At 38.3% G+C, this 25,111-nt stretch carries 25 protein-coding genes; 6 read left to right on the forward strand and 19 right to left on the reverse strand.

The annotated features are described in order from the left end of the window. Positions 1–20: 20 nt before the first annotated feature. From upp to IGL15_RS11435, 9 genes are all read right to left on the reverse strand, one after another. Positions 21–650, reverse strand: a complete 630-nt coding sequence (gene upp, locus IGL15_RS11395) for a uracil phosphoribosyltransferase (RefSeq protein ID WP_002291540.1) — start codon at positions 648–650, stop codon at positions 21–23. A 133-nt stretch (positions 651–783) separates the two neighbouring features. Then, positions 784–1,731 carry an alpha/beta hydrolase gene (locus tag IGL15_RS11400; protein WP_086325027.1) on the reverse strand — a complete coding sequence of 316 codons (948 nt, stop codon included), beginning with the start codon at positions 1,729–1,731 and terminating at the stop codon, positions 784–786. A gap of 162 nt (positions 1,732–1,893) precedes the next feature. Next, positions 1,894–3,138, reverse strand: coding sequence for a serine hydroxymethyltransferase (gene glyA, locus IGL15_RS11405; RefSeq protein WP_002300132.1), 1,245 nt, complete (start codon positions 3,136–3,138; stop codon positions 1,894–1,896). Positions 3,139–3,312: 174 nt separating this feature from the next. After that, the gene (locus IGL15_RS11410; RefSeq protein WP_086325029.1) at positions 3,313–4,338 is read right to left on the reverse strand and encodes an L-threonylcarbamoyladenylate synthase; all 1,026 of its coding nucleotides are present in this window, start codon (positions 4,336–4,338) and stop codon (positions 3,313–3,315) included. 21 nt (positions 4,339–4,359) lie between these two features. Further along, a complete protein-coding gene (locus IGL15_RS11415; RefSeq protein ID WP_002300130.1) occupies positions 4,360–4,539 on the reverse strand; it encodes a hypothetical protein in 180 nt (59 codons plus the stop codon). Next, positions 4,532–5,371 (reverse strand): peptide chain release factor N(5)-glutamine methyltransferase, encoded by an 840-nt coding sequence (prmC, locus tag IGL15_RS11420; protein WP_086325030.1) that lies wholly within the window; start codon positions 5,369–5,371, stop codon positions 4,532–4,534. The genes IGL15_RS11415 and prmC overlap by 8 nt, the downstream gene beginning before the upstream one ends. After that, positions 5,364–6,437, reverse strand: a complete 1,074-nt coding sequence (gene prfA / locus IGL15_RS11425; protein ID WP_104765284.1) for a peptide chain release factor 1 — start codon at positions 6,435–6,437, stop codon at positions 5,364–5,366. The genes prmC and prfA overlap by 8 nt, the downstream gene beginning before the upstream one ends. A gap of 2 nt (positions 6,438–6,439) precedes the next feature. Then, positions 6,440–7,024 carry a thymidine kinase gene (locus IGL15_RS11430; protein ID WP_002289675.1) on the reverse strand — a complete coding sequence of 195 codons (585 nt, stop codon included), beginning with the start codon at positions 7,022–7,024 and terminating at the stop codon, positions 6,440–6,442. Between the two features lie 105 nt (positions 7,025–7,129). Then, a complete protein-coding gene (locus IGL15_RS11435) occupies positions 7,130–7,594 on the reverse strand; it encodes a GNAT family N-acetyltransferase (RefSeq protein WP_002307216.1) in 465 nt (154 codons plus the stop codon). 104 nt (positions 7,595–7,698) lie between these two features. Here IGL15_RS11435 and IGL15_RS11440 point away from each other — a divergent pair, with 104 nt between their 5' ends. After that, positions 7,699–8,301: a class I SAM-dependent methyltransferase gene (locus tag IGL15_RS11440; RefSeq protein ID WP_104765283.1), complete on the forward strand. Its 603-nt coding sequence runs from the start codon at positions 7,699–7,701 to the stop codon at positions 8,299–8,301. A gap of 103 nt (positions 8,302–8,404) precedes the next feature. Here the strand turns inward: IGL15_RS11440 and lepB are convergent, their stop codons facing one another. The 4 genes from lepB to IGL15_RS11460 form a co-directional block, all read right to left on the reverse strand. Next, on the reverse strand, positions 8,405–8,974 hold the full coding sequence (lepB, locus tag IGL15_RS11445) for a signal peptidase I (protein WP_002294105.1): 570 nt from the start codon (positions 8,972–8,974) through the stop codon (positions 8,405–8,407). Positions 8,975–9,203: 229 nt separating this feature from the next. After that, positions 9,204–9,971 carry a DUF6681 family protein gene (locus IGL15_RS11450; protein WP_002302142.1) on the reverse strand — a complete coding sequence of 256 codons (768 nt, stop codon included), beginning with the start codon at positions 9,969–9,971 and terminating at the stop codon, positions 9,204–9,206. Continuing rightward, the gene (locus IGL15_RS11455; RefSeq protein WP_002294107.1) at positions 9,968–10,447 is read right to left on the reverse strand and encodes a hypothetical protein; all 480 of its coding nucleotides are present in this window, start codon (positions 10,445–10,447) and stop codon (positions 9,968–9,970) included. The genes IGL15_RS11450 and IGL15_RS11455 overlap by 4 nt, the downstream gene beginning before the upstream one ends. Positions 10,448–10,571: 124 nt before the next feature. Further along, entirely contained in the window at positions 10,572–11,309 is a 738-nt protein-coding gene (locus IGL15_RS11460) for an epoxyqueuosine reductase QueH (protein WP_002287242.1), read from the reverse strand. 160 nt (positions 11,310–11,469) lie between these two features. On the opposite strand from IGL15_RS11460, the gene IGL15_RS11465 reads away from it, so the two are divergent. The 3 genes from IGL15_RS11465 to IGL15_RS11475 all read left to right on the forward strand — a co-directional run bounded on the left by IGL15_RS11465 (position 11,470) and on the right by IGL15_RS11475 (position 15,136). Continuing rightward, positions 11,470–12,870 carry a TrkH family potassium uptake protein gene (locus IGL15_RS11465; protein WP_002307209.1) on the forward strand — a complete coding sequence of 467 codons (1,401 nt, stop codon included), beginning with the start codon at positions 11,470–11,472 and terminating at the stop codon, positions 12,868–12,870. A gap of 222 nt (positions 12,871–13,092) precedes the next feature. After that, positions 13,093–14,445, forward strand: coding sequence for a Mur ligase family protein (locus IGL15_RS11470; protein WP_104765282.1), 1,353 nt, complete (start codon positions 13,093–13,095; stop codon positions 14,443–14,445). Then, a complete protein-coding gene (locus IGL15_RS11475) occupies positions 14,438–15,136 on the forward strand; it encodes a type 1 glutamine amidotransferase (RefSeq protein ID WP_002287245.1) in 699 nt (232 codons plus the stop codon). Before IGL15_RS11470 ends, IGL15_RS11475 begins: the two co-directional genes overlap by 8 nt. A gap of 61 nt (positions 15,137–15,197) precedes the next feature. Here the strand turns inward: IGL15_RS11475 and IGL15_RS11480 are convergent, their stop codons facing one another. Genes IGL15_RS11480 through IGL15_RS11490 form a run of 3 tightly spaced genes read right to left on the reverse strand, consistent with a single transcriptional unit; the run spans position 15,198 to position 18,580 of the window. Then, positions 15,198–16,349, reverse strand: a complete 1,152-nt coding sequence (locus IGL15_RS11480) for a mannitol-1-phosphate 5-dehydrogenase (protein WP_002287246.1) — start codon at positions 16,347–16,349, stop codon at positions 15,198–15,200. A 12-nt stretch (positions 16,350–16,361) separates the two neighbouring features. Continuing rightward, complete coding sequence (locus IGL15_RS11485) at positions 16,362–16,799, reverse strand: PTS sugar transporter subunit IIA (protein WP_104765281.1); 438 nt, start codon at positions 16,797–16,799, stop codon at positions 16,362–16,364. Positions 16,800–16,813: 14 nt separating this feature from the next. After that, entirely contained in the window at positions 16,814–18,580 is a 1,767-nt protein-coding gene (locus tag IGL15_RS11490; protein WP_104765280.1) for a PTS mannitol-specific transporter subunit IIBC, read from the reverse strand. A gap of 263 nt (positions 18,581–18,843) precedes the next feature. Here IGL15_RS11490 and IGL15_RS11495 point away from each other — a divergent pair, with 263 nt between their 5' ends. Both IGL15_RS11495 and IGL15_RS11500 read left to right on the forward strand, forming a co-directional pair. Continuing rightward, positions 18,844–19,521, forward strand: coding sequence for an ATP-binding cassette domain-containing protein (locus IGL15_RS11495; protein WP_104765279.1), 678 nt, complete (start codon positions 18,844–18,846; stop codon positions 19,519–19,521). Positions 19,522–19,523: 2 nt separating this feature from the next. After that, positions 19,524–20,651 carry an ABC transporter permease gene (locus tag IGL15_RS11500; RefSeq protein ID WP_104765278.1) on the forward strand — a complete coding sequence of 376 codons (1,128 nt, stop codon included), beginning with the start codon at positions 19,524–19,526 and terminating at the stop codon, positions 20,649–20,651. Positions 20,652–20,850: 199 nt separating this feature from the next. On the opposite strand, the gene IGL15_RS11505 is transcribed toward IGL15_RS11500, so the two are convergent. From IGL15_RS11505 to IGL15_RS11515, 3 genes are read right to left on the reverse strand one after another with little or no spacing between them, the layout of a single operon-like run. Beyond that, the gene (locus IGL15_RS11505) at positions 20,851–21,291 is read right to left on the reverse strand and encodes a PTS sugar transporter subunit IIA (RefSeq protein WP_104765277.1); all 441 of its coding nucleotides are present in this window, start codon (positions 21,289–21,291) and stop codon (positions 20,851–20,853) included. A 10-nt stretch (positions 21,292–21,301) separates the two neighbouring features. Continuing rightward, positions 21,302–23,335, reverse strand: a complete 2,034-nt coding sequence (locus IGL15_RS11510; RefSeq protein ID WP_104765276.1) for a BglG family transcription antiterminator — start codon at positions 23,333–23,335, stop codon at positions 21,302–21,304. Position 23,336: 1 nt separating this feature from the next. Further along, entirely contained in the window at positions 23,337–25,040 is a 1,704-nt protein-coding gene (locus tag IGL15_RS11515) for a PTS transporter subunit EIIC (RefSeq protein ID WP_002287257.1), read from the reverse strand. Positions 25,041–25,111: the final 71 nt, after the last annotated feature.

Raw genomic sequence — 25,111 nt, forward strand, 5'->3', positions numbered from 1 at the left:
ACACCCTTTTTCGTATTTACTTATTTTGTACCAAACAAACGGTCACCCGCATCCCCTAGTCCAGGAACGATATAACCATGTTCATTCAATTTTTCATCTAGAGAAGCTGTATAGATGTCAATATCAGGATGCGCTTCTTGCAAAGCTTTTACTCCCTCAGGTGCTGCTACCAAACAAACGAATTTGATGTTCGACGCGCCACGTTCTTTCAATGCATCGATTGCCATGATTGCTGATCCGCCTGTTGCCAACATTGGATCTACTACAAACAACTGACGTGCATCAATGTCTTCTGGAAGTTTGACGAAATATTCATGTGGCTCAAATGTTTCTTCATCTCGATAAAGACCGATATGACCCACTTTAGCAGCTGGAATCAATTCCAAGATACCATCAACCATTCCGATACCTGCGCGCAAGATTGGAATAATCGCTACTTTTTTACCGGACAACGTTTTTTGTGTTGTTTCAGTGATCGGTGTTTCGATCACGATGTCTTCCAACGGCATATCCCGTGATACTTCATATGCCATCAACATAGCGATTTCATCGACTACTTCACGAAAAACCTTTGTTCCGCAGTTTTTGTCCCGAATAATAGTTAGTTTGTGTTGAATCAATGGATGATCGATCACTTGAAATTTGCCCATTTTTTAAGCTCTCCTTTGTTCTGTCGTTTCTTTTTAATTGTAAAACAAAATCAAGTGATTGACTAGTCAAACTCGCCATTTTTCCTAAGAAAATCCGTTTTTGAAAAGAAGTTTTCCTGCGGACAAGCAAAGCTTATTCTTTTTTCTTGATCCAAGAAGTAGATAATGCCATTGCTGCACGCGTTGCCTTTGTCTGATCCATAGCATTTACCATGACAAAATCATGGATGATTCCTTGGAAGCGTACTTGTGTAACAGGAACCCCTGCATCACGAAGTTTGCGCGCATAAGCCTCACCTTCATCTCTTAATACATCCGCTTCTCCCGTTAAAATCATTGCTGGAGGAAGATCTTTTAGTTCATTCAGGTCTGCTCTCAAAGGCGAAGCTGTGATTTCAGCACGCTCTTCCTCATTCGTCGTATATTGGTCCCAAAACCATCTCATTCCATCTCTTGTCAAAAAATAGTTTTCTCCGAATTCATGATAGGAATCTGTATCGAAATCAGCGTTTGTGACTGGATAATACAGCAATTGCTTGGATATTGGGAGGCCCTTTCGTTCTTTTGTTAAGATCGTCATGACTGTAGCCATGTTACCACCTACTGAATCTCCTGCAACGATTAGATTCTCGAGATCCAGATTTTTTGACTTGGCTAATTTATTCAGCTGTTGCAACACAGCATAATTTTGTTCAATTGCTGTTGGATATTTTGCTTCTGGTGATCGACTATATTCTGGAAAGACAACGACGGAATTCGTACGAACCGCAAGTTCTCTGATCAATTTATCATGGGTTTGAGCACTGCCAAAAACCCAGCCTGCTCCATGAATATAAAAAATAACTGGTAATTTATCCATATTCCCTTCTGGTCGTACGAGACGAATATTGAGTTTTCCCCATTCGCCAGTATCCACCATCAAGTCTTCAATATCGACGGAATATTTGTTCACAGGTGATTCTTGTACTTCTTCTAGTAAAGCTCTTCCTTCTTCCGGTGCTAGTTCATAGATACGCGGATGAGGCGCATTTGCATCACTGAATGCTACTGCTTCCTTTTCTAACGAGATACGATCAGTCATGACTTTTCCTCCCTGAGATTTAGTGTGAAGACTAAAATTACACCTCATATACTAGAGAGCATCACCGATATTGTCAAAGAATCCGTTTTCCCAAAAAATAAACAGAAAAAAACAGAAAAGCCCAACATTGAACTTTTCTGTTTACTAATGGAATTTAAATTTTTATTTTTTATGCAACGGAAATTTTTCAGTTAATTCGCGTACACCTGTTTTGACTTCGTCTAGTTGAACGTTATCATCTTTTGCTTGTAATGCTTTGACAACTAGTTCAGCCACTTTTACAGCATCTTCTTCTTTGAACCCGCGAGTAGTGATTGCTGGCGTGCCGATTCGAATACCGCTTGTTTTGAATGGACTTAGTGTTTCAAAAGGAATCGAGTTTTTATTTACAGTGATATTCACACTGTCCAAAATGCTCTCTGCTTCTTTTCCATTTATACCTAACTCGCGAACATCGATCAACATCAGATGATTATCTGTCGCCCCTGAAATGACTCTGGTTCCAATTGCTTGATTGAAAACTTTGACCATTGCTTTTGCATTGGCGATGATTTGTTCACTATATTCTTTAAATGCAGGATCTAATGCTTCTTTGAATGCTACTGCTTTACCCGCAATCACATGCTCTAGAGGGCCGCCTTGAATACCAGGAAATACCGCACTATTTATTTTTTTTGCTAATGCTTCATCGTTTGTCAAAATCATGCCGCCTCGAGGTCCGCGCAGTGTTTTATGAGTGGTAGTCGTTGTGATATCTGCATAAGGAACTGGATTAGGATGAAGTCCTGCTGCTACTAATCCTGCGATATGTGCCATATCTACCATCAGTTTTGCGCCTACTTCATCTGCGATTTCTCTGAATTTCGCAAAGTCGATCGTTCGTCCGTAAGCACTGGCACCTGCTACGATCAATTTTGGTTGATGTTTTCTAGCTAAAATACGTACCACATTATAATCAATAACTTCTGTTGTCGGATCAACACCGTAAGCAACAAAGTGATAGGTTTTGCCACTGAAGTTGACTGGTGATCCATGTGTTAGATGTCCGCCTGCGGAAAGATCCATTCCTAAGATCGTGTCCCCTGGTTCTACCAAAGCGAGATAAGCAGCCGTGTTGGCTTGAGAGCCGGAGTGAGGCTGGACGTTCGCAAATTTCGCTCCGAATAATTCTTTTGCACGGTCAATCGCTAAATTTTCAACGATATCGACAAATTCACACCCACCATAATAGCGATGCCCTGGATAACCTTCTGCGTATTTATTTGTCAAGATACTTCCTTGTGCAGCCATCACTGCTTCGGAGACAAAGTTTTCAGAGGCAATCAGCTCCAAATTATGTTCTTGTCTTTCTTCTTCTTTGGCGATCGCAGCCCAAAGATCAGGGTCAAACGTTTTGTAATCTACCACAAACAACAGCTCCTTTTTATTTTCCTACAATTTTATTTTTCCCATCAAAAACAAATTGCCAAATATTCGTATCTCTTCTATTACGATTAGTTACGCTTAGTTTTTCGTTCACTGATAGAAGATTTACTTGATAGCATTGTATCATACTAAAAGAATGCGACAATAACCAATTGATCATTTTTCAAAATAATTTTGTCCTGCTGCTTTTTTCAAGCGGTTCATATAAGCATTCCCCAATCCAGTTTCTGGATATACTTGTACAAAAATCAAATCTAATCCAAGTGTTGGTTCATCTAATCCTCTTAGACCTGCAAACAATCCTTTAGCCGCCGCTTCTACTGAGTTGTCGTTATACATATAAACTGCTGCAGTATCTGTCCGCACTTGATCCGCAATTTCGGGGCTTGCTATGACACCTGCACGGATCTTCTTATTTTTTGCCCATTGAACTGCAGTTGACCAATCGCCATCTCTGACCATCAGAACACGTGTATCGGGTGAGTAGTGTTTGTATTTCATCCCAGGCGCTTTTGGTGTTTCATTTTCTTTTACAAGATGCTGATCAATAGCAACAGGAGATTCGATGACTGCTTCGATTTGTTCTTTCGTTACTGCACCTGGTCGTAAGATCATAGGCATGGCTGTTGGATCACTTAAATCAAGAACAGTGGACTCTACACCAATTCGCGTAGCACCGTCATCAATAATCCCGGTAATTTTTCCTTGTAGATCATGATATACATGATCTGCAGTCGTTGGACTTGGTTTTCCCGACGTATTTGCACTTGGACCGACAAGCGGAACACAGGAAAGTTTGATTACTTCTAGCGTTTTTTTGTTATCCGGCATACGAAATGCAGCTGTGGATAATCCTCCCGTCACAACTGAGGGCAAAGTGTCTTTTTTGATCTTAAATATCAAAGTTAGTGGTCCAGGCCAGAAGTTCTTCACAATCTTCTCTGCTGTCGGATGAAAGTTGTCCACATACTCTTTTACTTGTTCAAAAGAGGCGACATGGACGATTAATGGATTATCTTGCGGTCTCCCTTTTACAGAAAACACTTTCTTGACAGCGTTTGGTAAAAGAGCGTTGGCGCCCAATCCGTATACTGTTTCGGTAGGAAAAGCAACAAGTTCTCCTTCTTTCAGTGCTTCGGCTGCCTCTTGCAATTCTGTTTCATCATATCGTTTCGTTTCCACAGTTTATCCACAACCCCTTTTTCATACATTCTTATTTTGTCTGAGTTTATCCTCAAGTTTTCCACTGTTTGTGGATAATCTATTTGTCAATAGTGGATAAACTTGTTGATAAACCAAAAAGTCGTTTACATCCTTGTCAAATAAGTGTTTTTTTATAATAAAAAAACAAATAAAAAATTTTTCATCCACAACTTCAACCATAAACTTGGATCATTCGTTCATTGCCAAAAAGATCCTTTTTTATCGCCACTTTTTTATCTGGAAATGCTTGCTGAAATATTTTTTTTACTGCTTCACCTTGGCGAAATCCGATTTCTAAAAAAATCTTTCCATTTGATTTTAGTACGCTTGGTGCTTCAACTGCTATTTTTTCATAAATAGCTAATCCATCGTTCTCAGCAAAAAGGGCCATTTTAGGTTCGAATGACCGGACACTTTCATCCATCAGTTCCCATTCATTCCGACTGATGTACGGCGGATTAGAAATAATCACATCAAATTGCTGATCCATTACTGGTCCTAATGTATCTCCATGATAAAAACTGATTTTCGTTCCTTCTTTCTGAGCATTTTCTTTCGCTACTTCTAATGCTTCTTCTGAAAGATCCACAGCAGATACATGCCAATTTCTTCTTGCTGCTTTCAAACTAATAGCAATTGCTCCAGTCCCTGTCCCAATATCTATCACTTCTAACGCTACATCAGGCGTCTCGTCTAAACACCATTCGACTAACTCCTCTGTTTCTGGTCGAGGGATCAGTGTTGCTTCAGTTACCTTTAACCGATGATCATAAAAATCTGCATATCCTAGCAAATACTGAGGTGGATGATCTGCAAGCAGAAGTCGCAGATCGGTTTCGATCAACCGCTGTTCTTCTTCTGAAATCTCTTCGTTCATATGAAGGAGCCAATCAAGTTTTTTCCATTGTTTTCGTTCCAAAAATAAAAATTGGATACTATATGCTTCTTTCCCATGATCCTCTAAAAAAGAAGAAGCCCGTGACAGGACTTCTCGATAGGTCATTTTACCCATTTTGCATAGCTTCCAGTTTTGATGTTTGATCATACATGATCAATGCATCAACGATCTCATCTAATTTCCCTGCTAAAATCTGATCTAATTTTTGGATAGTTAATCCGATACGATGATCAGTCACACGATTTTGCGGGAAATTATACGTCCGGATCCGTTCTGAACGATCCCCAGTTCCGACTGCTGATTTTCGATTGGCATCATACTCGCTTTGTGCTTCTTGCTGGATCTTATCGTACACACGAGCACGCAAGATTTTCATTGCTTTTTCACGGTTCTTGATTTGAGAACGTTCATCTTGCATAGCAACAACGATCCCTGTTGGTAAGTGAGTCAAACGTACAGCAGATGCTGTTTTATTGACGTGCTGTCCGCCAGCACCTGAAGCATGATAGATATCTGTACGGATATCTTTGTCTTCAATATCGATCTCTACTTCTTCAGCTTCTGGCATCACGACAACTGTTGCGGTGGAAGTATGGATACGCCCTTGCGATTCAGTTGAAGGAACACGCTGGACGCGGTGCGCACCACTTTCATATTTTAATTTCGAATATACGTTGTCTCCGGTGATCATCATGATCACTTCTTTATATCCACCGATTCCGGTAACGTTAGCTTCCATCACTTCTGTTTTCCAGCCTTGTGCTTCAGCATACTTTTGGTACATATTGAAAAGATCGCCAGCGAATAATGCTGCTTCGTCTCCGCCTGCTGCTCCACGGATTTCCATGATGATATTTTTATCGTCATTTGGATCTTTTGGTAAAAGCAAGATCTTGATTTTTTCTTCTAAGACTTCTTTTTCTTTTTTTAATTCAGATAATTCTTCTTTTGCTAGTTCAGCCATTTCATCATCCAGTTTTTCACCAAGCAGTTCTTCTGTATCGGTGATTCCTTGTACTACTTCTTTATAACGACGATAAACTTCGACTGTTTCGCGCGTGTTTGCTTCTTCTTTTGAAAGCTGCATAAAACGCTTTGTATCAGAAATCACTTCTGGGTCACTTAAAAGTTCTCCAAGCTCTTCATAACGGTCTTCAATTGATTGTAATTGATCGTACATGCTTATTCTCCTTCTGTAATCATTGATGGGTGAAAGTAATGTTTTCGACAAACGGGGTAATAAGCTTCATTTCCGCCAATTTGCACTTGATCGCCTTCATAAACAGGGTTTCCATCAATATAATGTAAATTCATGATTGCTTTTTTGTGGCAGAACCAACAGATTGTTTTCATTTCTTCGATTTTGTCTGCATAAAGCAATAAATATTTTGATCCTTCAAATAACTCGTTTCGAAAATCATTTTTCAAACCAAATGCCATAACCGGAATATCCAATTCGTCCACAATTCTCGTAAAAGCAATGACATGTTTCTTTTTTAAGAATTGCGCTTCATCGATCAGCACACAATAGGGTTTGCTTTCCATTTTCTGAATTACGTCAAATACGTCTGTTTCTTCAAATATCGGCATCGCATTACGTTTCAGTCCGATTCGGCTTGAAACAACGCCTAAACCATCTCTTGTATCAATACCGCTTGTCATTAAGACAACTGGCTTATTTTGTTCTTCATAATTATGTGCGACTTTTAGGATCTCGATCGTCTTGCCGCTATTCATTGCGCCATACTTAAAAAATAGTTGTGCCATGCTCTTTTTCACCTTCCAGTTTGTTCCTATGGTATTATACTTGATTTTCAGCATTTTTTACAGTGAGAATTTTCATCAAGCACAGATTAGTATTAAATCTATTGCTCACTTTTGTTCCAATTTTTTGACAAGAACTAAACATGGGTTCCATTCATCCCATAAATTTGGAAAAACTTCCAACCTTGAAAATCCTAATGATTCGTAGAAACAAATAGTTTGATCATATATAGAGTAGTGCCCCTCGTCTACAGTCTTCACTTGCAAATATTTGTAATGTTTTGCTGCGTAACCTTCTGCTTCTTTAAAAAGTTTTGTTCCTAATCCTTGGTGATGATAGTCTTTTTTTATTCCCATACAATAGATTTCGGCAGTATCTTCACTTGTCTGTGAAAGAGTGATAAAGCCTAAATATTCTTCTTTTCTTTTTTCACACCATAAAGGTAGTTTACTTGATTCCTCGATATATTTTTCCGTTGATTCAGGAAGCCCAAACCACTCAGGCAAGTCTAGTAATATTTCTCGGACACACTTTCCTTTTTCCTCTCTATCTTTTACAAACGATATCGGCATTTCTTTCTAGATTCTCCCTTTTTGAATTGAGTATAGCATGCTTTCTTTCTTTTCACGTGCTATAATAAGTTAAAATTTCAAAGTTTTACGTAAGGAGCTATTTGATGACAAAAAATATTTTTGATTCCATCGCTAACCATTATAATTCCCCTGACCGTCAAGCATTAGCCAAGATTATTCGCGAAGAACTAACTACTTATCTACCGCGCGACAGCCACCAAAAAGTCCTGCTGGATTACGGAGGCGGAACTGGGCTTGTTAGTTTACCGCTTGCGGAAAGATTCAAAGAACTGATCATTGCCGATGCTTCGGAAACTATGCTGAAAATGGCAGAAGAAAAGATCCAAGCAGCAGATCTGAAAAATGTCCGAACGATCCACGCTGATGCTTCTGTCGAATTTCCTGCTGTCCAAGCTAATCTCATCCTTCTATCACTTGTACTTTTACACATTCCTGATACGGAGAATATTCTTACAAAACTTTATGAACTTTTAGCTCCTGGCGGTCAATTGATCATCGTAGACTTTGACAAGAATGAACAAATTAGTCATCCGAAAGTCCATAATGGCTTTAGCCAAGAAGAATTGAATAATCGATTGGAAAAAATGGGCTTTGTCTCTGCTACTAGTCATACCTTCCATCGTGGGGAAAAGCTATTTATGAACAAAAACGCTTCGCTTTTCTTATCCATCAGCCAAAAAGCTTAAAATGAGATTGCAAAAAAAGTGAGCAACTCCAAGAAATAAGAAGGAATTTTCGGAAAAAGAAGCTGTGACAAAAAACATGTCACAGCTTCTTTTTATTTTTTCATCACATGATTTTAATTTCTGAAAGAGGCCAATAACGGAAAACAACTTTTCCTTGGATCATATCTTTGTCGACTAACCCAAACATTCGGCTGTCTTTTGAAATCAAGCGGTTATCGCCGAGAACAAGATACTTTCCTTTCGGCACAGTATATTCAAAGTCACTCGTAAAGGTGGATGAACTTTCTGCTTGTGCTTGGAATCCTGAGCTATAAGCATATTCTCCTTGTAACTTATCTTCTGAAAATTCTTTTTTGAACTCATCCAGATAAGGTTCATCATACTTTTTGCCATTAATGGTCAACTGGTCATTTTCCATCTTGACTGTATCTCCAGGCATACCGATGATCCGTTTAACAATCATCCGTTCTTCATCCCCCGGTTCCTTTGTAGTAATAATATCCATTCGTTCATAGTTTGAGATCTTAGATGAAATCAATCGTTGTCCATCACTTAATGTAGGGTCCATCGAATGCCCGTTTACAGTAACTGGTGTAAACACGTACACTCTAGCTAATAAAATAGCCGCTAATACAAGGATCAAAATCCCCCAATTTTTCAAAAATTCTTTCACAGCTTACCTCCTACTTGTATTTTTCTCGTTATTTATTACGTTTTTTCACAATACTTCGTTGTACTTTCTTTATTCTACAATGTTTATAAATGAAAGGAAAGAATAAGTGATGTGTTCGTCTTATCTTTCTCGTTATATAAAAAAGGAACGTGACAAAAGACGTGTCACATCCCCCTTATTCCGAATAAACGTTTTTATCGCAACCACTGATACACGGCGTTTCATCACATTATGAATGTCTTCTTCTTTGGCTACGACTATAAACCACTGGTTCTTCCTGCGACTGTGCCTTTTTTGCAATCAATTTCAGACGATAAGGCTCATGATAGCGTAACCCGTCTTTGACAAAATCACCGCCGACGATGAACAATCCTACAGGTTCCAATGTGTCTTCTGTTGAGTCAAGTCGAATGGTCCCTACTTTTTCCATGTCCGAGTAGCTTCGTCCAATATTTAGAACATACTCTTTCTCTCCTGTTTTCTTGACATAGTAATAAGGATACAATGTATTTCTGTCGACCAGAAATCCATCCATGCGACCGAGTTCATTTGTTTTGATCTCACCATTTCCAATCAAATACCGCATATTCTCGGCTAATTTCAATTGATAATCTTCGTCATAAGAAACCATGACCTCTTGTGTATTCACTTTATCGATCGAATTTCCATTATCTATCGATTCTTCTGTCTGGATGTTGAACGCTTCATCAGGTAAATACTTCACAAAAAGCTGAGTGACATCGGCTTTCGTGTTTTTATCTAAAAAGTAATAAAATACATTTAAAACAGTAAAATAAACAAGCACTAGAAATGCAAGTCCATATAAGAAAAATTGAAGATAGTTTTGGTTTTGCCAAAGTCCATAAACAATTCTCAATAAATAAAGCGTGGGAATCACACTTAAAATCGTATATCCACGGTTAAGATATTTAGGACTGATGTCTAAATAGCCAAGGAATTTATGCACCCCGTTGATAAGGTCTAGTAAAAATGTCATTGAGAATCACCTGCTTGCTGGTTATACGTTTGGGTATTTCCTGAATCTTGGTTTTGCTGTGCTGTACGTGCTGCATCATCATTTTGCGTGTTATCATCTACAGTCGTACTGCTTGGTATCGTTTCGGAGCTAGCACTTGTATCCGGACTTGTACTTGGATTGGTTGAATCCGATGGAGTGCCATCTGGTACCGTATTACTTGTTTCGCTTGAGCTGTCAGTTGTATATGTCTCATCATACGACGAACTAGTTGTTGTATCGTCCCATGTACTTGTCGTAGTGGTTTCATTCAAACTTTCCGTTGTTGTTGGTTCAGATGTCGAGACTGAAGTAGTTGGTGTTGTTTCTTCTACAGTACTAGAACTTGAACTTGGTGCACGGTAGCTGGAACTATTCACAATACCTGTAGTAGTCGCGACAATCGTCGAGATTGTTAATACAGCGATTGGCTTCAAAATAGGTGCTACTTTTCGCATCTTATCTCTTCCTTCATTGAAATTTATTCTTGTTTCCTTACTTTACTACGGACAAATTATACAGTCTACCTTATTTCTACCATAAATTCTTTATTTTTTTCTTACGTTTTTCCGAAAGATTTCTTTAATTTTCCTCAAAAACTACGGTTGATGTTTTTAAGTAAGCTTTTGCTTCCCGATTGATTTCTTTCAGATCGCATCCTTGCTGCTTGGCAGCGAACACGCAACCACAATAACATTGGCGATAAATATCATACTCTTTGCACATTTGCAAAGAGCGTTCATAGCCTTTGTTTTTCTTGAAATCACTTGGCAAGTATTGTGTCCCGTAAATCTTTTGGATATCCATTCCGATCTGATTGATCAAAGCTGCATTTTTCTTTGGCGAGATGGTCAGGGCACTTCCAAAGTAATCGTATCCTAGTTCTTGCGCTTTTTGCGCAACAAGATCTAATCGCATATTGAAGCATGCACTGCAGCGAGCACCACCTTCTTTTTCGTTTTCAAGATGGTTTGTTAAAACCATTTTGGTGAATTCATTTGGACGGTATTCATCAACGATTAGCGCAACATGATGGTCAGTTTTCTCATTAAATTGGTCTACAAATCGTTTTTGTTCATGTAATCTTCGCAAATACTCACTTTTAGGATGAATATTCGAATTTGAAAAAAATAACGTGATCTCTGCATATTGAGACATGAATTCCAATGTGTGCGTACTGCAAGGAGCACAGCATGTATGTATTAATATCTTAGGCTTTACTTCTTCTTTCTCCCATTGCATGATCATTTTTTTCAGAACTGTATCATAATTTATTTTTTGATTTTTCATTTTCTCTACGATTTGTTGAGCATTAATCAATTTGTTATTCCTCCTCCTTCTTTTTTCTAGGATTTGCCTTATTATAAGCCATTTCTATTTTAATCGAAAGCTGTATTGTTATCTGTTTAATAATTTCTTTGAGTATTCCTAATTCCCCTTGTATACTGGTAGAAACGACTATTGTCAGGAGGATAGTACTGTGCATGTTGATTTATTCTTTCGAAGGCTGCAGCGGCGAGGACAGAAGTTTGCTGCCAATCATTTCTCATCGATCCAAATCATCGTTTTTTATTATATATTGATGACGGTCTTATCACTCGTTCTATTTTATATGCCGATTTTTCGCGAACCAGATAGCCATGTTTCTTTTGTGGACATGCTGTTCATGGCAATCAGTACAGTGAGTGTGACTGGACTATCGACTTTTGATATCAATTCTGTGTTCAATGATAACGGTATTATACTGCTGGAAATATTATTTCAAGTTGGTGGTTTGGGGATCATGATGATTTCTACTGCTTTTGTCATTTTTTCTAAACGACGGATCACACTGAAACAGCGACAGCTGATCATGACGGATATGAATCAACCGCGTTTGTCTGGTATCGTCCGACTGATTCGGATCACTTTTGCTATTTTAATCTGGTTTCAATTACTTTTTGGGACATTCTTTTCTATTTATTTTTATTACAGAGGCTATTTTGATCGTTGGCGTGATGCCGTTTTTTACGGTTTTTATCAGGCGATATCGGCTGTCACGAACTCTGGGTTTGACGTCACTGGGGATTCCATCAAGCCCTTTGCACATGACTATTTTTTCTTGATCCTGATCATGTTTTTGATTTTTGTCGGAGGAATTGGTTTTCCTGTATTGATGGAGTGCCGGGAATGGCTATTATACAAACGTTCCAATGCGAAGCTTCCGTTTCGTTTTTCCTTGTTTACCAAATTAGCTGTGTTAGCTTTTGTTATCTTGTTTGTTTCGGGAACTGTCTTGATTTATCTATTGGAAAAGGACCATTTATTCCAAGATTCCAATATGAGTGTCAAATGGATCAATTCGATGTTTTATTCGATTACGACTCGTAATGCTGGTCTGCAGATTCACGATTTGGGTGATTTTCAAATCACAACACTGATCATTTTTTCTTTACTGATGTTTATCGGATGCAGTCCTAGTTCTGTAGGCGGCGGGATTCGAACAACTACTGTAGCAATCATCGGTTTGTATCTATATTCCTTCCTCAAAAGTGAAGATAACATCAATATTTTTGGACGGAGAATCGATCAAGATGATGTGCGAAAATCAGTCGTTGTCTTTATGCTTTCTCTTGGTATGTGTTTCTTTTGTATCGTTTTTTTATCTGCTACAGAAGAACAAACGCTAATCTCGATCATCATCGAAGTAACTTCTGCTTTTGGAACAACTGGTTTATCTTTAGGGATTACCGGAGACTTGTCTGTTGTGGGCAAAATCACGATTGCTGCACTGATGTTTATTGGGCGGATCGGAATGCTATATACATTGATGTTATTCGTACCAAAAGAAACACGAGATCTAGGCTATGAATATCCAAGCGAGAAAATTATTATCGGTTAAAATGGGAATATAGGTAAGAGGGAATAATAAAATCACAGCAGCTTGAAACAATCATTTTGTTTCAAGCTGTTTTTTTGTTAAATCATGCGATTTTGTCCGATTTCATGCACTTTCAGCCGTAACCTTTTCTTAAGAATAAGAAAAGCAATTTAACCTTTTTTTCAACATATGGTATGATTAGTTGAATTTATTCGTCAGCAAATCGTTTTTGGAGGTTACATAATGGGAATACGCAGTCATTTTGCGATTGCAGTTGGAAAAACGTCGCAATGGGCATTAAAAACTATTTTTAACGGCGGATCAAGTTTACCAGGTAAACTAGCGCTGAAAGTCGATCCACATATACTAGATAGTTTGGCAAAAGACTACCAAGTCGTCGTTGTCACCGGAACAAACGGTAAAACATTGACTACCGCTTTAACAGTCAATATTTTGCGCCAGCAATTCGATGAAGTTCTAACCAACCCTACTGGTGCGAATATGGTACAGGGAATTGTATCGACTTTCTTGCAGGCAAAACCAAAAAAAGGACAGAAAAAGTTTGCTGTCCTAGAAATAGATGAAGCAAGTTTGAGCAAAGTCACAGAATATATGAAACCAGAACTGTTCTTATTTACAAATATTTTCCGTGATCAAATGGATCGGTATGGAGAAATCTATACGACCTATAAAATGATTGTAGACGGTGCCGCAAAGTCACCAAATGCAACGATTATCAGTAACGGTGATTCACCAATCTTCAATTCTATCGAAACAGTCAATCCTAGAAAATATTATGGCTTTGACCATGAAGAAGATCGTGAACAAATGGCTCATTACAATACAGACGGTGTCTTATGTCCAAATTGTCATCACATTTTGCATTATAAAATGATCACTTATGCAAACTTAGGGAAATATTACTGTCCAAATTGTGACTTCAAACGTCCTGAATTGGATTATCGATTAACTGATATGGTACGGATGGACAATGTGTCAGCAGATTTCGTGATCGATGGTCATGAATACGGAATCGAAGTTGGCGGTATGTATAATGTCTACAATGCTTTAGCAGCTACTGCAGTGGCAGAGTACTTCAATGTCGATCCTGATAAAATCAAACAAGGTTTAGGATATGACGAGAAAGTGTTCGGCCGACAAGAAGTCATCAATATCAATGGGAAAAAATGTACATTAGTACTTGTCAAAAATCCTGTAGGTATCAATCAAGTAATCGATATGATTGGTCTAGCTCCTTATCCATTTTCTTTAGTGGCTTTATTAAATGCCAATTACGCAGACGGAATCGATGTCAGCTGGATTTGGGATGGTAATTTTGAAAACTTTGCCGATATGGATATCCCAGCTGTTATTTCTGGAGGAGACCGTCATACAGATATGACTTTACGTCTAAAAGTTGCCGGGATTCCAGAAAATAAATTGACAGAAACAAAAGAATTACCAGAAGTAATCGAAAAAATCAAAGAATTGCCAACTGAGCATGTCTATATTTTAGCTACTTACACTGCTGTATTGCAGCTTCGTAAAGAACTAGCTGCTCAAGGATTTATCAAAGGAGGAATGAACCGTGGCTAATTATGAACTCAATATCGCCCACCTTTATGGAAATTTGATGAACACATATGGTGATAACGGAAACCTTTTGATGTTGAAATATATAGCAGAAAAAATGGGGGTTTCTTGCCATACGGAGATCGTTAGTATACATGAACCTTTTGATGCTGATAAATATGACTTGGTTTTCTTTGGCGGTGGTCAAGACTTTGAGCAATTAATCATTTCAAAAGACATCCAGAAAAAGAAAGATTCTTTGATCAACTATATCGAAAATGATGGCGTCATGTTAGCCATTTGTGGTGGCTACCAATTGCTAGGTCACTACTACATGGGAGCTAATGGAGAAAAGATCCAAGGAATCAGTGCACTGGATCACTACACGTTAAGTCAGGAAAATAACCGGTTTATCGGTGATATCGTTATCCATAACGAAGAATTCAATGAAACTTATTATGGATTTGAAAACCACAATGGTCGGACTTTCTTAGGTGAAGGTGAACGACCTTTGGGGAAAGTGGTACAAGGTCAAGGAAATAATGGTGAAGACCAATCTGAAGGTGTCATTTACCGAAATGTCTTCGGTTCTTATTTCCATGGACCTATCCTTGCAAGAAATGAGAACCTGGCAGCTCGTTTGATCCGCCTAGCTTTAGAACAACGTTACGGTAAAGAATTGGATCTGCCCTATCTTGAAGGACAAACAGCCTAGTTATTCGAAAAAGGGGAATGTGACAAAAATTTCGTCACATTCCCCTTTTTCGTATCCTATTTTAAGCGACTTGCTTGGCATAACGGTTCACGTTTTGCTTGATATTCCCGATTGTTTTCGGATCATTGATTCCTGTGACTTCTTGAATCAATTGTTCCAAGTTTTCATGGATCTTCATTTCATGCAATTGACGGCTTTGTTCATCTTCAGGATCATAGTAATTAAAAATAATCCCCATTGTTGCCGTCAAATGTGGGCAAGTCAAGTTATGTTCTTGTAGTTCTCTCACTGGACGTGTAAATCTTTCTTGATAACCTAACTTACGTAATGGTGTCCGAGCGACACGTGTGATCGCATCAGAGATATTTTTGTTTTGGAAGCGATGAATGATTTTTTCAATATACGCATGATGCTGCTCTGCATCAAACCCCCATTTGGCAATCAGCAAACTTCCTGTTTCCTGCAAAACTGATTTTAATTGTGCCACAACTAACGCATCTTGCATTGCTTCATCAATGGTCTGGTAACCTAACAAGGCACCTGTATAAGCGACAGTCGCATGACCAGTATTGACACTAAATAGTTTGCGTTCGATATATGGTTCTAGATCATCTACATATAAAACCCCTTTTAATTGGATTTTTTTATTTTTTCTTTGGCTATCGTCAATGACCCATTCTTTGAAAGGTTCCACTTGGACGAATAAAGGATCTTCATGGTGTTGTAATGGGACGATTCGATCGACTGCTGCATTTGGAAAGCCGATATATTTGTCAGTAAATGATGTTTCCGGAAGATATTTATACACTTCTTTTTCTAGAAATGCTGAACCGCCAATCATATTTTCACAGGCAATGATATCTAAAGATGTTGTGCTTCCTTCCTTTTCTCTTTCTTGGATACCTTTTGCAATCAACTCAGCAATAAAAGGTAAGATATTCGGGCCAATGGCGGTAGTAACTAAATCTGCTTCAGCGATTTCTTGGATTACTTTTTCTGGATTTGTTTGATTGTTGATTCCTTTGACATTTTTTACAGTGATTTTTTCTTTTGATTCATCTGCTAATTCGATTTCGTATTCTTTTCTTTCATTTAAAGCATCAATAATCGTGTGATTCACATCTACGAAAGTAATCTCAAATCCATTAGCTGCCAAAACCTCTCCAATAAATCCTCGACCGATATTTCCTGCACCAAAATGTACTGCTCTCATTTTTCTCTCTCCTTAAGCAATTGCTAGATTTTCCGTTACTTCTTCTTTGCTGAGCGCGTCTGCTAGCTGGACAACATTGTCCATATCACTGCAATAAAGTGCGATTTGCTGTACAAGTTGCAGATGCTCATCGCCGACTCCTGCTATACCGAACAAAACAGTCGCAATCTTTTCTTCTTCTTCCGTACCAAAATTGACACCGTCTGGCACCTGTACGACACAAATGCCGGATTTTTTCACATATTTTTTTGCTTCATCTGTTCCATGAGGAATCGCGATAAAATTTCCCATATAAACAGATAACATTTTGTCTCTATCTACCATGGCATCGATATATTCCTCATCAACGCACCCTGCTTCTACAAGCATCTTACCGCAATAGCGGATCGCTTCTTCTTTGGTTTTAAAAGATCGATTGAGCTCGATCATGTCGAATGGCAAACTTTGCATGCTGTTTTCCTCCCTTAAGCTGTCTGTTTCAAATATTGTGCAATCGATTCGTATTTTTGCGGATTGACCATGCTGTTGACTGATAAATGAATGGATTGAGGCGCAGCCATCTGTACTTTTTCCGCTAAACTTTCTTTGGCTACGATCAGTGAATCAGGTTCATCTTTTAAATCTTGGATATTGACTTTTCTTAACGGGACAGTTAAATGGTTCTTGTCTAATATATCTTTGAGCACGGTCATCCCCATTGTTGCTGATCCGGAACGATCATCGTGGACAAGTAGAATCTCTTTGATTTGTTTGATGTTTGCTGAAAGAAACTCTTCTGCTGGCTCATTCTCAATTTCAGAAACTGATGGTTCCTGCTTGCTGCTTAATTCTTGAATGATTTCATCATATCGAGGTGAATTCAAAAAGTTTTCTACTGAGACAAAACGCGCGCTCGGTGCTTTTTGTTTTGCTCTTTCTTGTAGTTCGACCTGAGTAACGATCAATGTATTCGAGTCATCTGTCAGTTGGCTGATTGCTTGATTGGTCACCGTTTGAGGCAAGTCTGCTTCCTGTACTTTTTTTCTCAAGATCGAAGCGCCCATCGCACTTGATCCCATCCCTGCATCACAAGCAAAAATGATTTTTTGTACGCCAGAGAATGTAGCTCCTTGAGGAATACCTTGGGCACCTTTGGAAGCTTGCTTAGCTGCCTTTGTCTCTTGAACAGATTTTTCGAAGTCTTCATTTGTATCTTTCGCATCCGCTTTCAAAATTACTGCAGAAATACCAAACGAAACAGCTGCGGCAACAATCACGCCCAAAATAACAGGAAGGTAAGAATTGAACGGTGTCATCGCTAGAATCGCAATGATCGACCCTGGAGAAGCTGGCGCTCTTAGTCCAGCATCCATCAATTGGAAAATGAAACTTCCTGACATTCCTCCGCCTATAACTGATAAGAATAATAACGGTTTCATCATAACGTAAGGAAAATAGATTTCATGGATCCCGCCTAAAAAGTGAATGATCATGGCTCCTGGTGCTGAAGATTTTGCTGCTCCTTTGCCAAACAAAGTAAAAGCAAGTAATACGCCAAGTCCTGGACCAGGATTTGCTTCAAGCAAGAATAGAATAGATTTTCCAGCCTCTGCTACTTGTTCAGTTCCCAATGGTGTCAAAATCCCATGATTGATTGCATTATTCAAAAATAAGATTTTTGCTGGTTCAATAAAAATACTTGTCAATGGAATCAAATGGGCAGATAAAATGATCTCTACACCTTTTGCCATTGCTTGAGTCAATGCATCGACAACTGGACCAATCGCAGAAAAACCTAATAACGCTAATCCAAAACCGATAAGACCTGCTGAAAAATTATTGACTAGCATTTCAAAACCGGATTTGATCCGTTTTTGGAATAGCTGATCAAATTTCTTGATGGCATATCCACCAAGAGGTCCCATGATCATCGCGCCTAGCATCATTGGAATATCTGTTCCGACAATCACACCCATCGTTGCAATTGCCCCAACAACTGATCCGCGGTCACCAGCAATTACTTTTCCGCCAGTATAACCGATCAATAAAGGAATCAGATAAGTTAGCATTGGGCTTACCATGGTAGCGAAAGCCTCATTTGGTAAATAACCATCTGGGATAAATAGAGCCGTTAATACACCCCAGGCAATCAGTGCTCCAATATTTGGCATGACCATGCTTGATAAAGTACTGCCTAATTTTTGTACCCTCGCTTTTAGCGAAATGTTGTTTTTGGGAATCGTCCGTTCCATTTTGTCTCTCCCTCTCTCCTTTTGATACTCTAATTGTATCCGCTTACTAAAAAGAGAAATAGTCGTACTTTGGCACGAAACTTTGTGCCAAAGGTTTGAGTATGTCAGCAAAATAAAAAGATTTCGGTATTAGAAAACTTCAATTTTAAATAAAACTGTTATTTTAATTTTTTTATAATATGCAAACAATAACTTTTGTTAGCATTTCATTTAGATGTTTTTCATTCTATTATGTTATTAAATTTTATATTGGAGGCCTATCTATGACATTACTGATCAAAAACATGAACATGAAACGTGGTAAAAAACGTGTGATTCGACAATTAGATCTTTTAGTAGAATCAGGAGAAGTAGCTGCTTTGATTGCCCCGAACGGATTTGGCAAAACAACTTTGCTGAATGGTATTGCCCAACTGCTACCAACAACTTATGATCAATTGTCCCTTCACAACATCTCTCCTACTGCTTATACAGATTATCGCCGGTCTTTCTTTTTTCTAGAATCAACGAATCAGTTATCCGACTATCTATCGGCTGTTGATTATTTGACTTTGATCAAATACTATTGGCAGAGCAAAGTAGAATGCCAAACTGTTTTCCAACGATTGAAGATGACTGAGTACCTTACTTTGCCGATTGGAAAAATGTCTCTAGGAATGAAACAACATGTCTTGCTTGCTGCTTACTTGATCAGTGATTCATCTGTCATGTTATTCGATGAACCGTTGAACGGATTAGACCCAGGAAGTATTGATATCTTGAATAGCCTCATCAGACAATGGCAGAAAGAGGGGAAGACGATTCTTCTTTCTTCCCACGCTATCGCGAATATCCAATCGATTTGTTCTAAAGCATGTTTTCTAAAAAATGGAGAAATCGTCACAGAATCCTCAAATATGGAAGAGATTTTAGCTATTTATCGTAAATTATATGAGGTGTAACTATGTCTTTACTTACATTTGAACGCAATCTCTTACTAAAAAACAAAGTAAACTTTTTATTTCCTCTATTGTTGGTCGTGCTCTTTGCATTCCCACTTTTTTTTGATCATAAACTTGCTTATACAGAATTCGATGAACTGAATCATAACTATGAAGAGATGCAACGTTTGATTGAAACGTTGAAAGAAGATGAGAATGAGAAAGAATTTGTGGAAAGTTTAGAGAAAAGCAACAAACTGATCGAAGCAATCTTACATGCAAAAAACACAGGGAATGTCCAGGAAATGGTCGAAGCAACTTATCATTATGAAAAAGATATACTGGATCGACTGATTTCTGGTCAAAGACAAGGAATTCCAATCATTGAACAACAAAAACGTGTCGAGTTGCTCCGTTATATGAAAGAACATCAGATCCAAAGATATTCTATTTTTGACTTGCCAGCGCATCTCCCTTTAGCGAATTACTACGAAAATATTTTTTCAGGAATGATTTCTAGTTTTTTGATTTTATGTATAACCGCCTTGTTTCTTTCTTCCATCATCTCTTATGAAAAAAGAAAGCAGGTAATCTCTCTAGTCAATCTATTACCGGATAGTATGGTAAAGAAACATAGCATCCGTTTTACCGTTTATTATGGTGCAGCTATGCTAAGTCTCGTGATGCCATTTTTGATCGTCTCTATACTAGTAATAATCAAAAATGGTTTGGGAGACTTCCGTTATCCTGTAGGAACGATCATTGGTCAGGAGATACGAATCCTTCCGATGTATGCGTATCTTTTCCAGAGCTTTCTGTTCCTGTTGTTGTGGGTGCTCTTTTTAAGTACAATCAGTTTTCTTCTATCTGCTTTATTTGAACATTCTCTAGTCAATCTTTTAGGTACACTTCTTTGTCTTTTCTTAGCAGAGTATCGCTTGTTTTCTTCGATTGGATGGATAGAATCAATCAGTCATTACTTGCCAACTTCTTATGTTGATTTTCAAAATGTGATCATAGGAGGAGATATTTTCTCGCCACTAGCTTCAGAACAGATTACTTTCATGAATGGTATCTTGACACTTGGTATATGGAGTATCGTTTTATTATTCATAGGTATGGGCGCTATCTATATAAAAAAGAGCTATTAAAACACAAAAATAATAGGGGCGGTGACAAAAACCTTGTCACCGTCCCCTATTTCAAATAAACGGTTTTCTAGAATAAATAGTTTTCAAAAGCTTGCATCCGCAGTAATAAGAACCTCCCAGCAAAAATAGCTCCTCTTATTTTTATCTTGGTTGAAGTTATTACTTGATGCAAGGCAGCTTTTTTTACTGAGAACATTGGTTATATATGTCCATGTTCAAAAATCATTTGGACTTCTTCAATGGTTTCCGCATCACTGAGCGCCATTACTTGGTCGATGTCTGAACAGAAAAAGGCTAAATCTTGGAGCACCGCTAACTGATGTTCTTTTTTTAAAGCCACTACAAATAAGAGTGTCGCGATTTTTGGTTCCTCTTTTGTTCCAAAGTCCACACCATCAGGCACTTGGACTAAATAGATTCCTTCTTCTACTACTTCTTCATCTTTGTCAGTCCCATGTGGCAAGGCTACGAAATTCCCGATATAGACACTCGCTTTTTCTTGTCTTTCGATCATTGATTGGATATATGCCGGTTTGATTCCCCCTTGTTGGGTCATCCACTGGCCAATCTCGGTCAACGCTTCTTTCCAATCTTGATAGGATTGATCGAGCAATATTTTTTCTGCTGGTAGCTGGATCATCTTTTCACCCTCATTTCTTTATTTCTTCAATCAGGATTTTCGCTAACAATTGATAAACGATTTCTTTATTTCCTGAGCGGAAGATCTCGGTGTTCAAATCGTTCATGATGATTGCTCCACTGATCTTTCCTAAAAGAATCCCGTCTTTTTCTTGGATTGGCGAAGGCGCCAGCATAACTAACATACGGGACAAATCGACTGGCTGTCTATCCATCCCTTCAATGGTCAACGGATGTTTCAAATTGAAAATACAAAAGATCGGTTTAGAAATCAATGAGCTGGATGTATGGAATAACCCCATATTTGTATGAGGAATACCGATAGGTGCTTGTTCATATCGCTTAAGCAGCCGGCGATGAACCACCTCTTCATCCGTTACTAGTCCTTCAGGAAAATAAGGAAATAAGCTGCGAATCGTTTCGGAAATCGTCTCAGGATTATCCAGTTCTTGGATAAAAAAACGATCAAGTAATTGATTGATTTGATCCATGAAATGCATTGTTTCCTCATAAGTATCTTCTATCATCCACTCGTTATTGCTGTTATACGTAATTTTTTGCCTTTTTTTCTTCTCAATATGCGAAAAAGCTTCTTTTAGCTGCTTGACTTCATCTTCTAGCAGTAGCGGGGAGACTAAAATATATTTTCCACCGTATCCTGGTAAAATAGATGTAGAAATAACAACATCATATTCTTCTTGTAAATCGATTTTTTTTAAATCAGCAATCCGATAGAAATGAATTTGTTGGATGAAGGGAAAATACCTTTTCAATCGTAGTTCCAACATGCTAGTAGAAGCTAATCCACTTGGCGAAAAACCTGCAATACTGATATTGCTTTCTTTCGGACTTCGTTCCAATGAATTCGCAAAATGAAGGACCATATAAGCGATCTCTTCTTCGGATAATTTTTTTTCTTGAAAAATCCGCTCTACTGCTTTACGGATTGCATTCGCAACTTCCTCGTATTGAACCATGATTTTTTCTAAAATCGGATTGGTCAGTGTCTCTTCTTGTAAAACGGCTCTTGAAAACACACCAGATAAATGAGTCAACAGCATTTTGTACAAAGTTTCATCTTCATAAAAATGGACATTCGTCTCTTCACTTACTTCTTGAATCAGTTGTTTTACTAAATAAGCAAGCTGTGTATCGAACGTCTCTTCAAAGAAATTCTGATCAAATGAGTTCGTGAAGTCATTTAATAATCCTGCAAAAAAGACGATCTCATTTACTGGATAAAGTTGTTTTGTCTCAGAAGCGATCCGTGAAAACAATCGTTTAGCTGTCTGTAGTAATTCTTTGTTTGCCAGACCATTATATGTCTCATTTGTCAGTAAATGATTTTTCGTCACACGCTCCATCGTCAATGTCAGCATCAAAACCAAATGTTCAAGCTTTCTATCACTTAGATTGGTCTTTTTTTGGATCAATTCTTCCCCGATTACTTTGCGTGCAAGAGATAGATGTTGCGGATCAACGAATCGAAAAAAATAATTCAGTGATGCATCGAAAGAAATACTATGAAAAAGTTCATATTCATTGATTTCTAATTCTAATACATTCGCGGTCAGAAGCCGGCGGTATTTTTCCGGTCCTTCGATCTCGTATCCCTGGTTCCGAATGATTTCCAAAGGCAGTTGGCGAATACTTTCTTCCAACTGTTTGATATCTGCATAAAAAGTGGTATTACTGATGCGATATGATTCCATGAAATGAGCAAGACTCAACGGCTCTGTCGTCAGTAACAACTCGGCTAAAATCGCGTGTTGTCGTTTAGCAGTGGATAAGTCATTACTTTTCCCATCTGTATTTTCTTTTAATTGCTCTAATACTTCTTCTGATGCCTCAATGACAAATGAGCCTCTAGCTGCTTTTTTCAAAGAAGCATTTACCGATTTCAATGAGACTTCAAGATTATCTAATTCGCGGTAAATAGTCCGTTTACTGACCTTCAATAAATTCATCATTTTTTGGATAGATACAGGTGACGGGCTACTGAGAAATTCTGCTAATAATTGTTTTTCTCTGGGCGATAAATACATCTTATATTTCTCCCTTCACGAGTTTTTCGTATTCATTCGTAGCTACCCAATGTTCAACTAGAACTAGCCGAGGGATCTTTTCTTCTAGCTGTTCAGTTACAGCTAGTTCTCTTTGTGCGATATAAATCGTTTCTTCTTGGATTTTGATTTTTTCTATTGATTCTTTTGAGATAACAAACTGTTTTTTCGCTTTTTTTGCTAATTGACTTAAAATCGTCATGCCCATAGTTTGTGAGCCGCGTCTGTTGTTTTTATACAAAAATACAATATTAGCAGGCGACGTTTTTTGTTCTGTGATATCTGCTATCTCTTTTTTTTCTTCCCGCTTTGGAAATTGGATCGCTTCTTTTATTCGTGACAGCAAGATATCTGTTTCCAAAAAGTGATCCAGTACATAGATTTGACTTTGAGGTACTTTTTCTCTTGCAAGACCCGCTAGTTCATGTTGCACGATAACCAGCTGATTTACTTGGTTATTCAATTCATAGATAGAGCTGTATCCGACAGAAAGATCGATTTTTTCTGCTGCTAATTTCTTTTTCAGCAGGGCGGCTCCCATAGCACTTGATCCCATACCTGAGTCGCAAGCAAAAATGACGGAATGAATGATAGATGGTTCCAAGATTTCTCCCCTTTCTTTGACCGTTTTGTTCTCTTTTTCTTTATTTGGTAATTTCAATAGTATCGCTGCACAAATGAAGGTCACAAATGTACTGATTGCTATCCCTATACTTACCCCAGCTAGTTGTGGATAAGGCGCATTGGCAAAAATCACGAGTAGTGACCCAGGCGATACAGGTGCAGCTAATCCCGTATCTAACCATTGAAATATCAACGTGCCGCTTGCCCCACCAGCCATTACAGCTAAAAATAGATACGGTCGCAGCAAGACAAATGGAAAATAGATTTCGTGAATCCCGCCAATCGCATGGATCATCAATGCTCCACTCGCATTTACTTTTTCCTGTTTTTCTGCAAAACAAAGGATAGAAAGTAAGATCCCTAAACCAGGTCCAGGATTTGCCTCCATCAAAAATAAGGAAGAGTACCCGACTGTTTGTGAGAATTCGATTCCTAAAGGTGTCAATACACCATGATTGATTGCATTATTGAAAAATAGTACTTTTAGAGGTTCTAAGATCAGACTGACAAGTGGTAACAGATTCATTGTGACTAGCCAAGACACAACGGAGGCGAGCAACAAGTGAACACTATTTAAAACTGGTTCAATAAAAACGATTCCAATTATACAAATAACGCTACCAGTCAGTCCTACTAGTAAGTTGCTGACAAGCATTTCATATCCAGCCTTGAATTTCACATGGAATCTAGAAACAAATTGTTCATATACGATGCCGGCAAGCGGCCCGATAATCATCGCTCCTACGATTTGTGGAGCATTGGAACGAGCGATTAACCCTAAAGAAGCAATTGCACCGGCGACTGCCCCTTTTTGTCCCCCTACCGATTTCCCGCCTGAATAACTGATCAAGATGGGTAAAAGCAGCTGGATCATCCAATGGCATACCTCTTCTAATGTGGTGTGCAAATCGCCAGACACACCTTTTGTTGCTAATGACAAGATTCCCCAAGCGATAAACAGACTTAGATTTGGCATGATCATTTCATTTAAGTGATGTCCAGCTTTTCTCAGTTGTTTCATAGACACGCGACTGCTGTTGTTTGCTTTCCATTTGTATTCCATCTTTTTCACCATACTTCTATTTATTGATGGACGGATTTTATGTAGAAAAAGCAGCAAACGAAAAACCGTCT

Source organism: Enterococcus sp. DIV0436a (assembly GCF_051711605.1).
Taxonomy (GTDB): Bacteria; Bacillota; Bacilli; order Lactobacillales; family Enterococcaceae; genus Enterococcus_B; species Enterococcus_B faecium.

Bases quoted from the DNA above. Each gene is read 5' to 3' on its own strand.
- upp (WP_002291540.1), bottom strand. From the start codon at position 650: ATGGGCAAATTTCAAGTGATCGATCATCCATTGATTCAACACAAACTA.
- IGL15_RS11400 (WP_086325027.1), bottom strand. From the start codon at position 1,731: ATGACTGATCGTATCTCGTTAGAAAAGGAAGCAGTAGCATTCAGTGAT.
- IGL15_RS11415 (WP_002300130.1), bottom strand. From the start codon at position 4,539: ATGGTTGAAGTTGTGGATGAAAAATTTTTTATTTGTTTTTTTATTATA.
- prmC (WP_086325030.1), bottom strand. From the start codon at position 5,371: ATGGGTAAAATGACCTATCGAGAAGTCCTGTCACGGGCTTCTTCTTTT.
- prfA (WP_104765284.1), bottom strand. From the start codon at position 6,437: ATGTACGATCAATTACAATCAATTGAAGACCGTTATGAAGAGCTTGGA.
- IGL15_RS11430 (WP_002289675.1), bottom strand. From the start codon at position 7,024: ATGGCACAACTATTTTTTAAGTATGGCGCAATGAATAGCGGCAAGACG.
- IGL15_RS11435 (WP_002307216.1), bottom strand. From the start codon at position 7,594: ATGCCGATATCGTTTGTAAAAGATAGAGAGGAAAAAGGAAAGTGTGTC.
- IGL15_RS11440 (WP_104765283.1), top strand. From the start codon at position 7,699: ATGACAAAAAATATTTTTGATTCCATCGCTAACCATTATAATTCCCCT.
- IGL15_RS11450 (WP_002302142.1), bottom strand. From the start codon at position 9,971: ATGACATTTTTACTAGACCTTATCAACGGGGTGCATAAATTCCTTGGC.
- IGL15_RS11455 (WP_002294107.1), bottom strand. From the start codon at position 10,447: ATGCGAAAAGTAGCACCTATTTTGAAGCCAATCGCTGTATTAACAATC.
- IGL15_RS11470 (WP_104765282.1), top strand. From the start codon at position 13,093: ATGGGAATACGCAGTCATTTTGCGATTGCAGTTGGAAAAACGTCGCAA.
- IGL15_RS11480 (WP_002287246.1), bottom strand. From the start codon at position 16,349: ATGAGAGCAGTACATTTTGGTGCAGGAAATATCGGTCGAGGATTTATT.
- IGL15_RS11485 (WP_104765281.1), bottom strand. From the start codon at position 16,799: ATGCAAAGTTTGCCATTCGACATGATCGAGCTCAATCGATCTTTTAAA.
- IGL15_RS11490 (WP_104765280.1), bottom strand. From the start codon at position 18,580: ATGGAACGGACGATTCCCAAAAACAACATTTCGCTAAAAGCGAGGGTA.
- IGL15_RS11495 (WP_104765279.1), top strand. From the start codon at position 18,844: ATGACATTACTGATCAAAAACATGAACATGAAACGTGGTAAAAAACGT.
- IGL15_RS11500 (WP_104765278.1), top strand. From the start codon at position 19,524: ATGTCTTTACTTACATTTGAACGCAATCTCTTACTAAAAAACAAAGTA.
- IGL15_RS11505 (WP_104765277.1), bottom strand. From the start codon at position 21,291: ATGATCCAGCTACCAGCAGAAAAAATATTGCTCGATCAATCCTATCAA.
- IGL15_RS11510 (WP_104765276.1), bottom strand. From the start codon at position 23,335: ATGTATTTATCGCCCAGAGAAAAACAATTATTAGCAGAATTTCTCAGT.
- IGL15_RS11515 (WP_002287257.1), bottom strand. From the start codon at position 25,040: ATGGAATACAAATGGAAAGCAAACAACAGCAGTCGCGTGTCTATGAAA.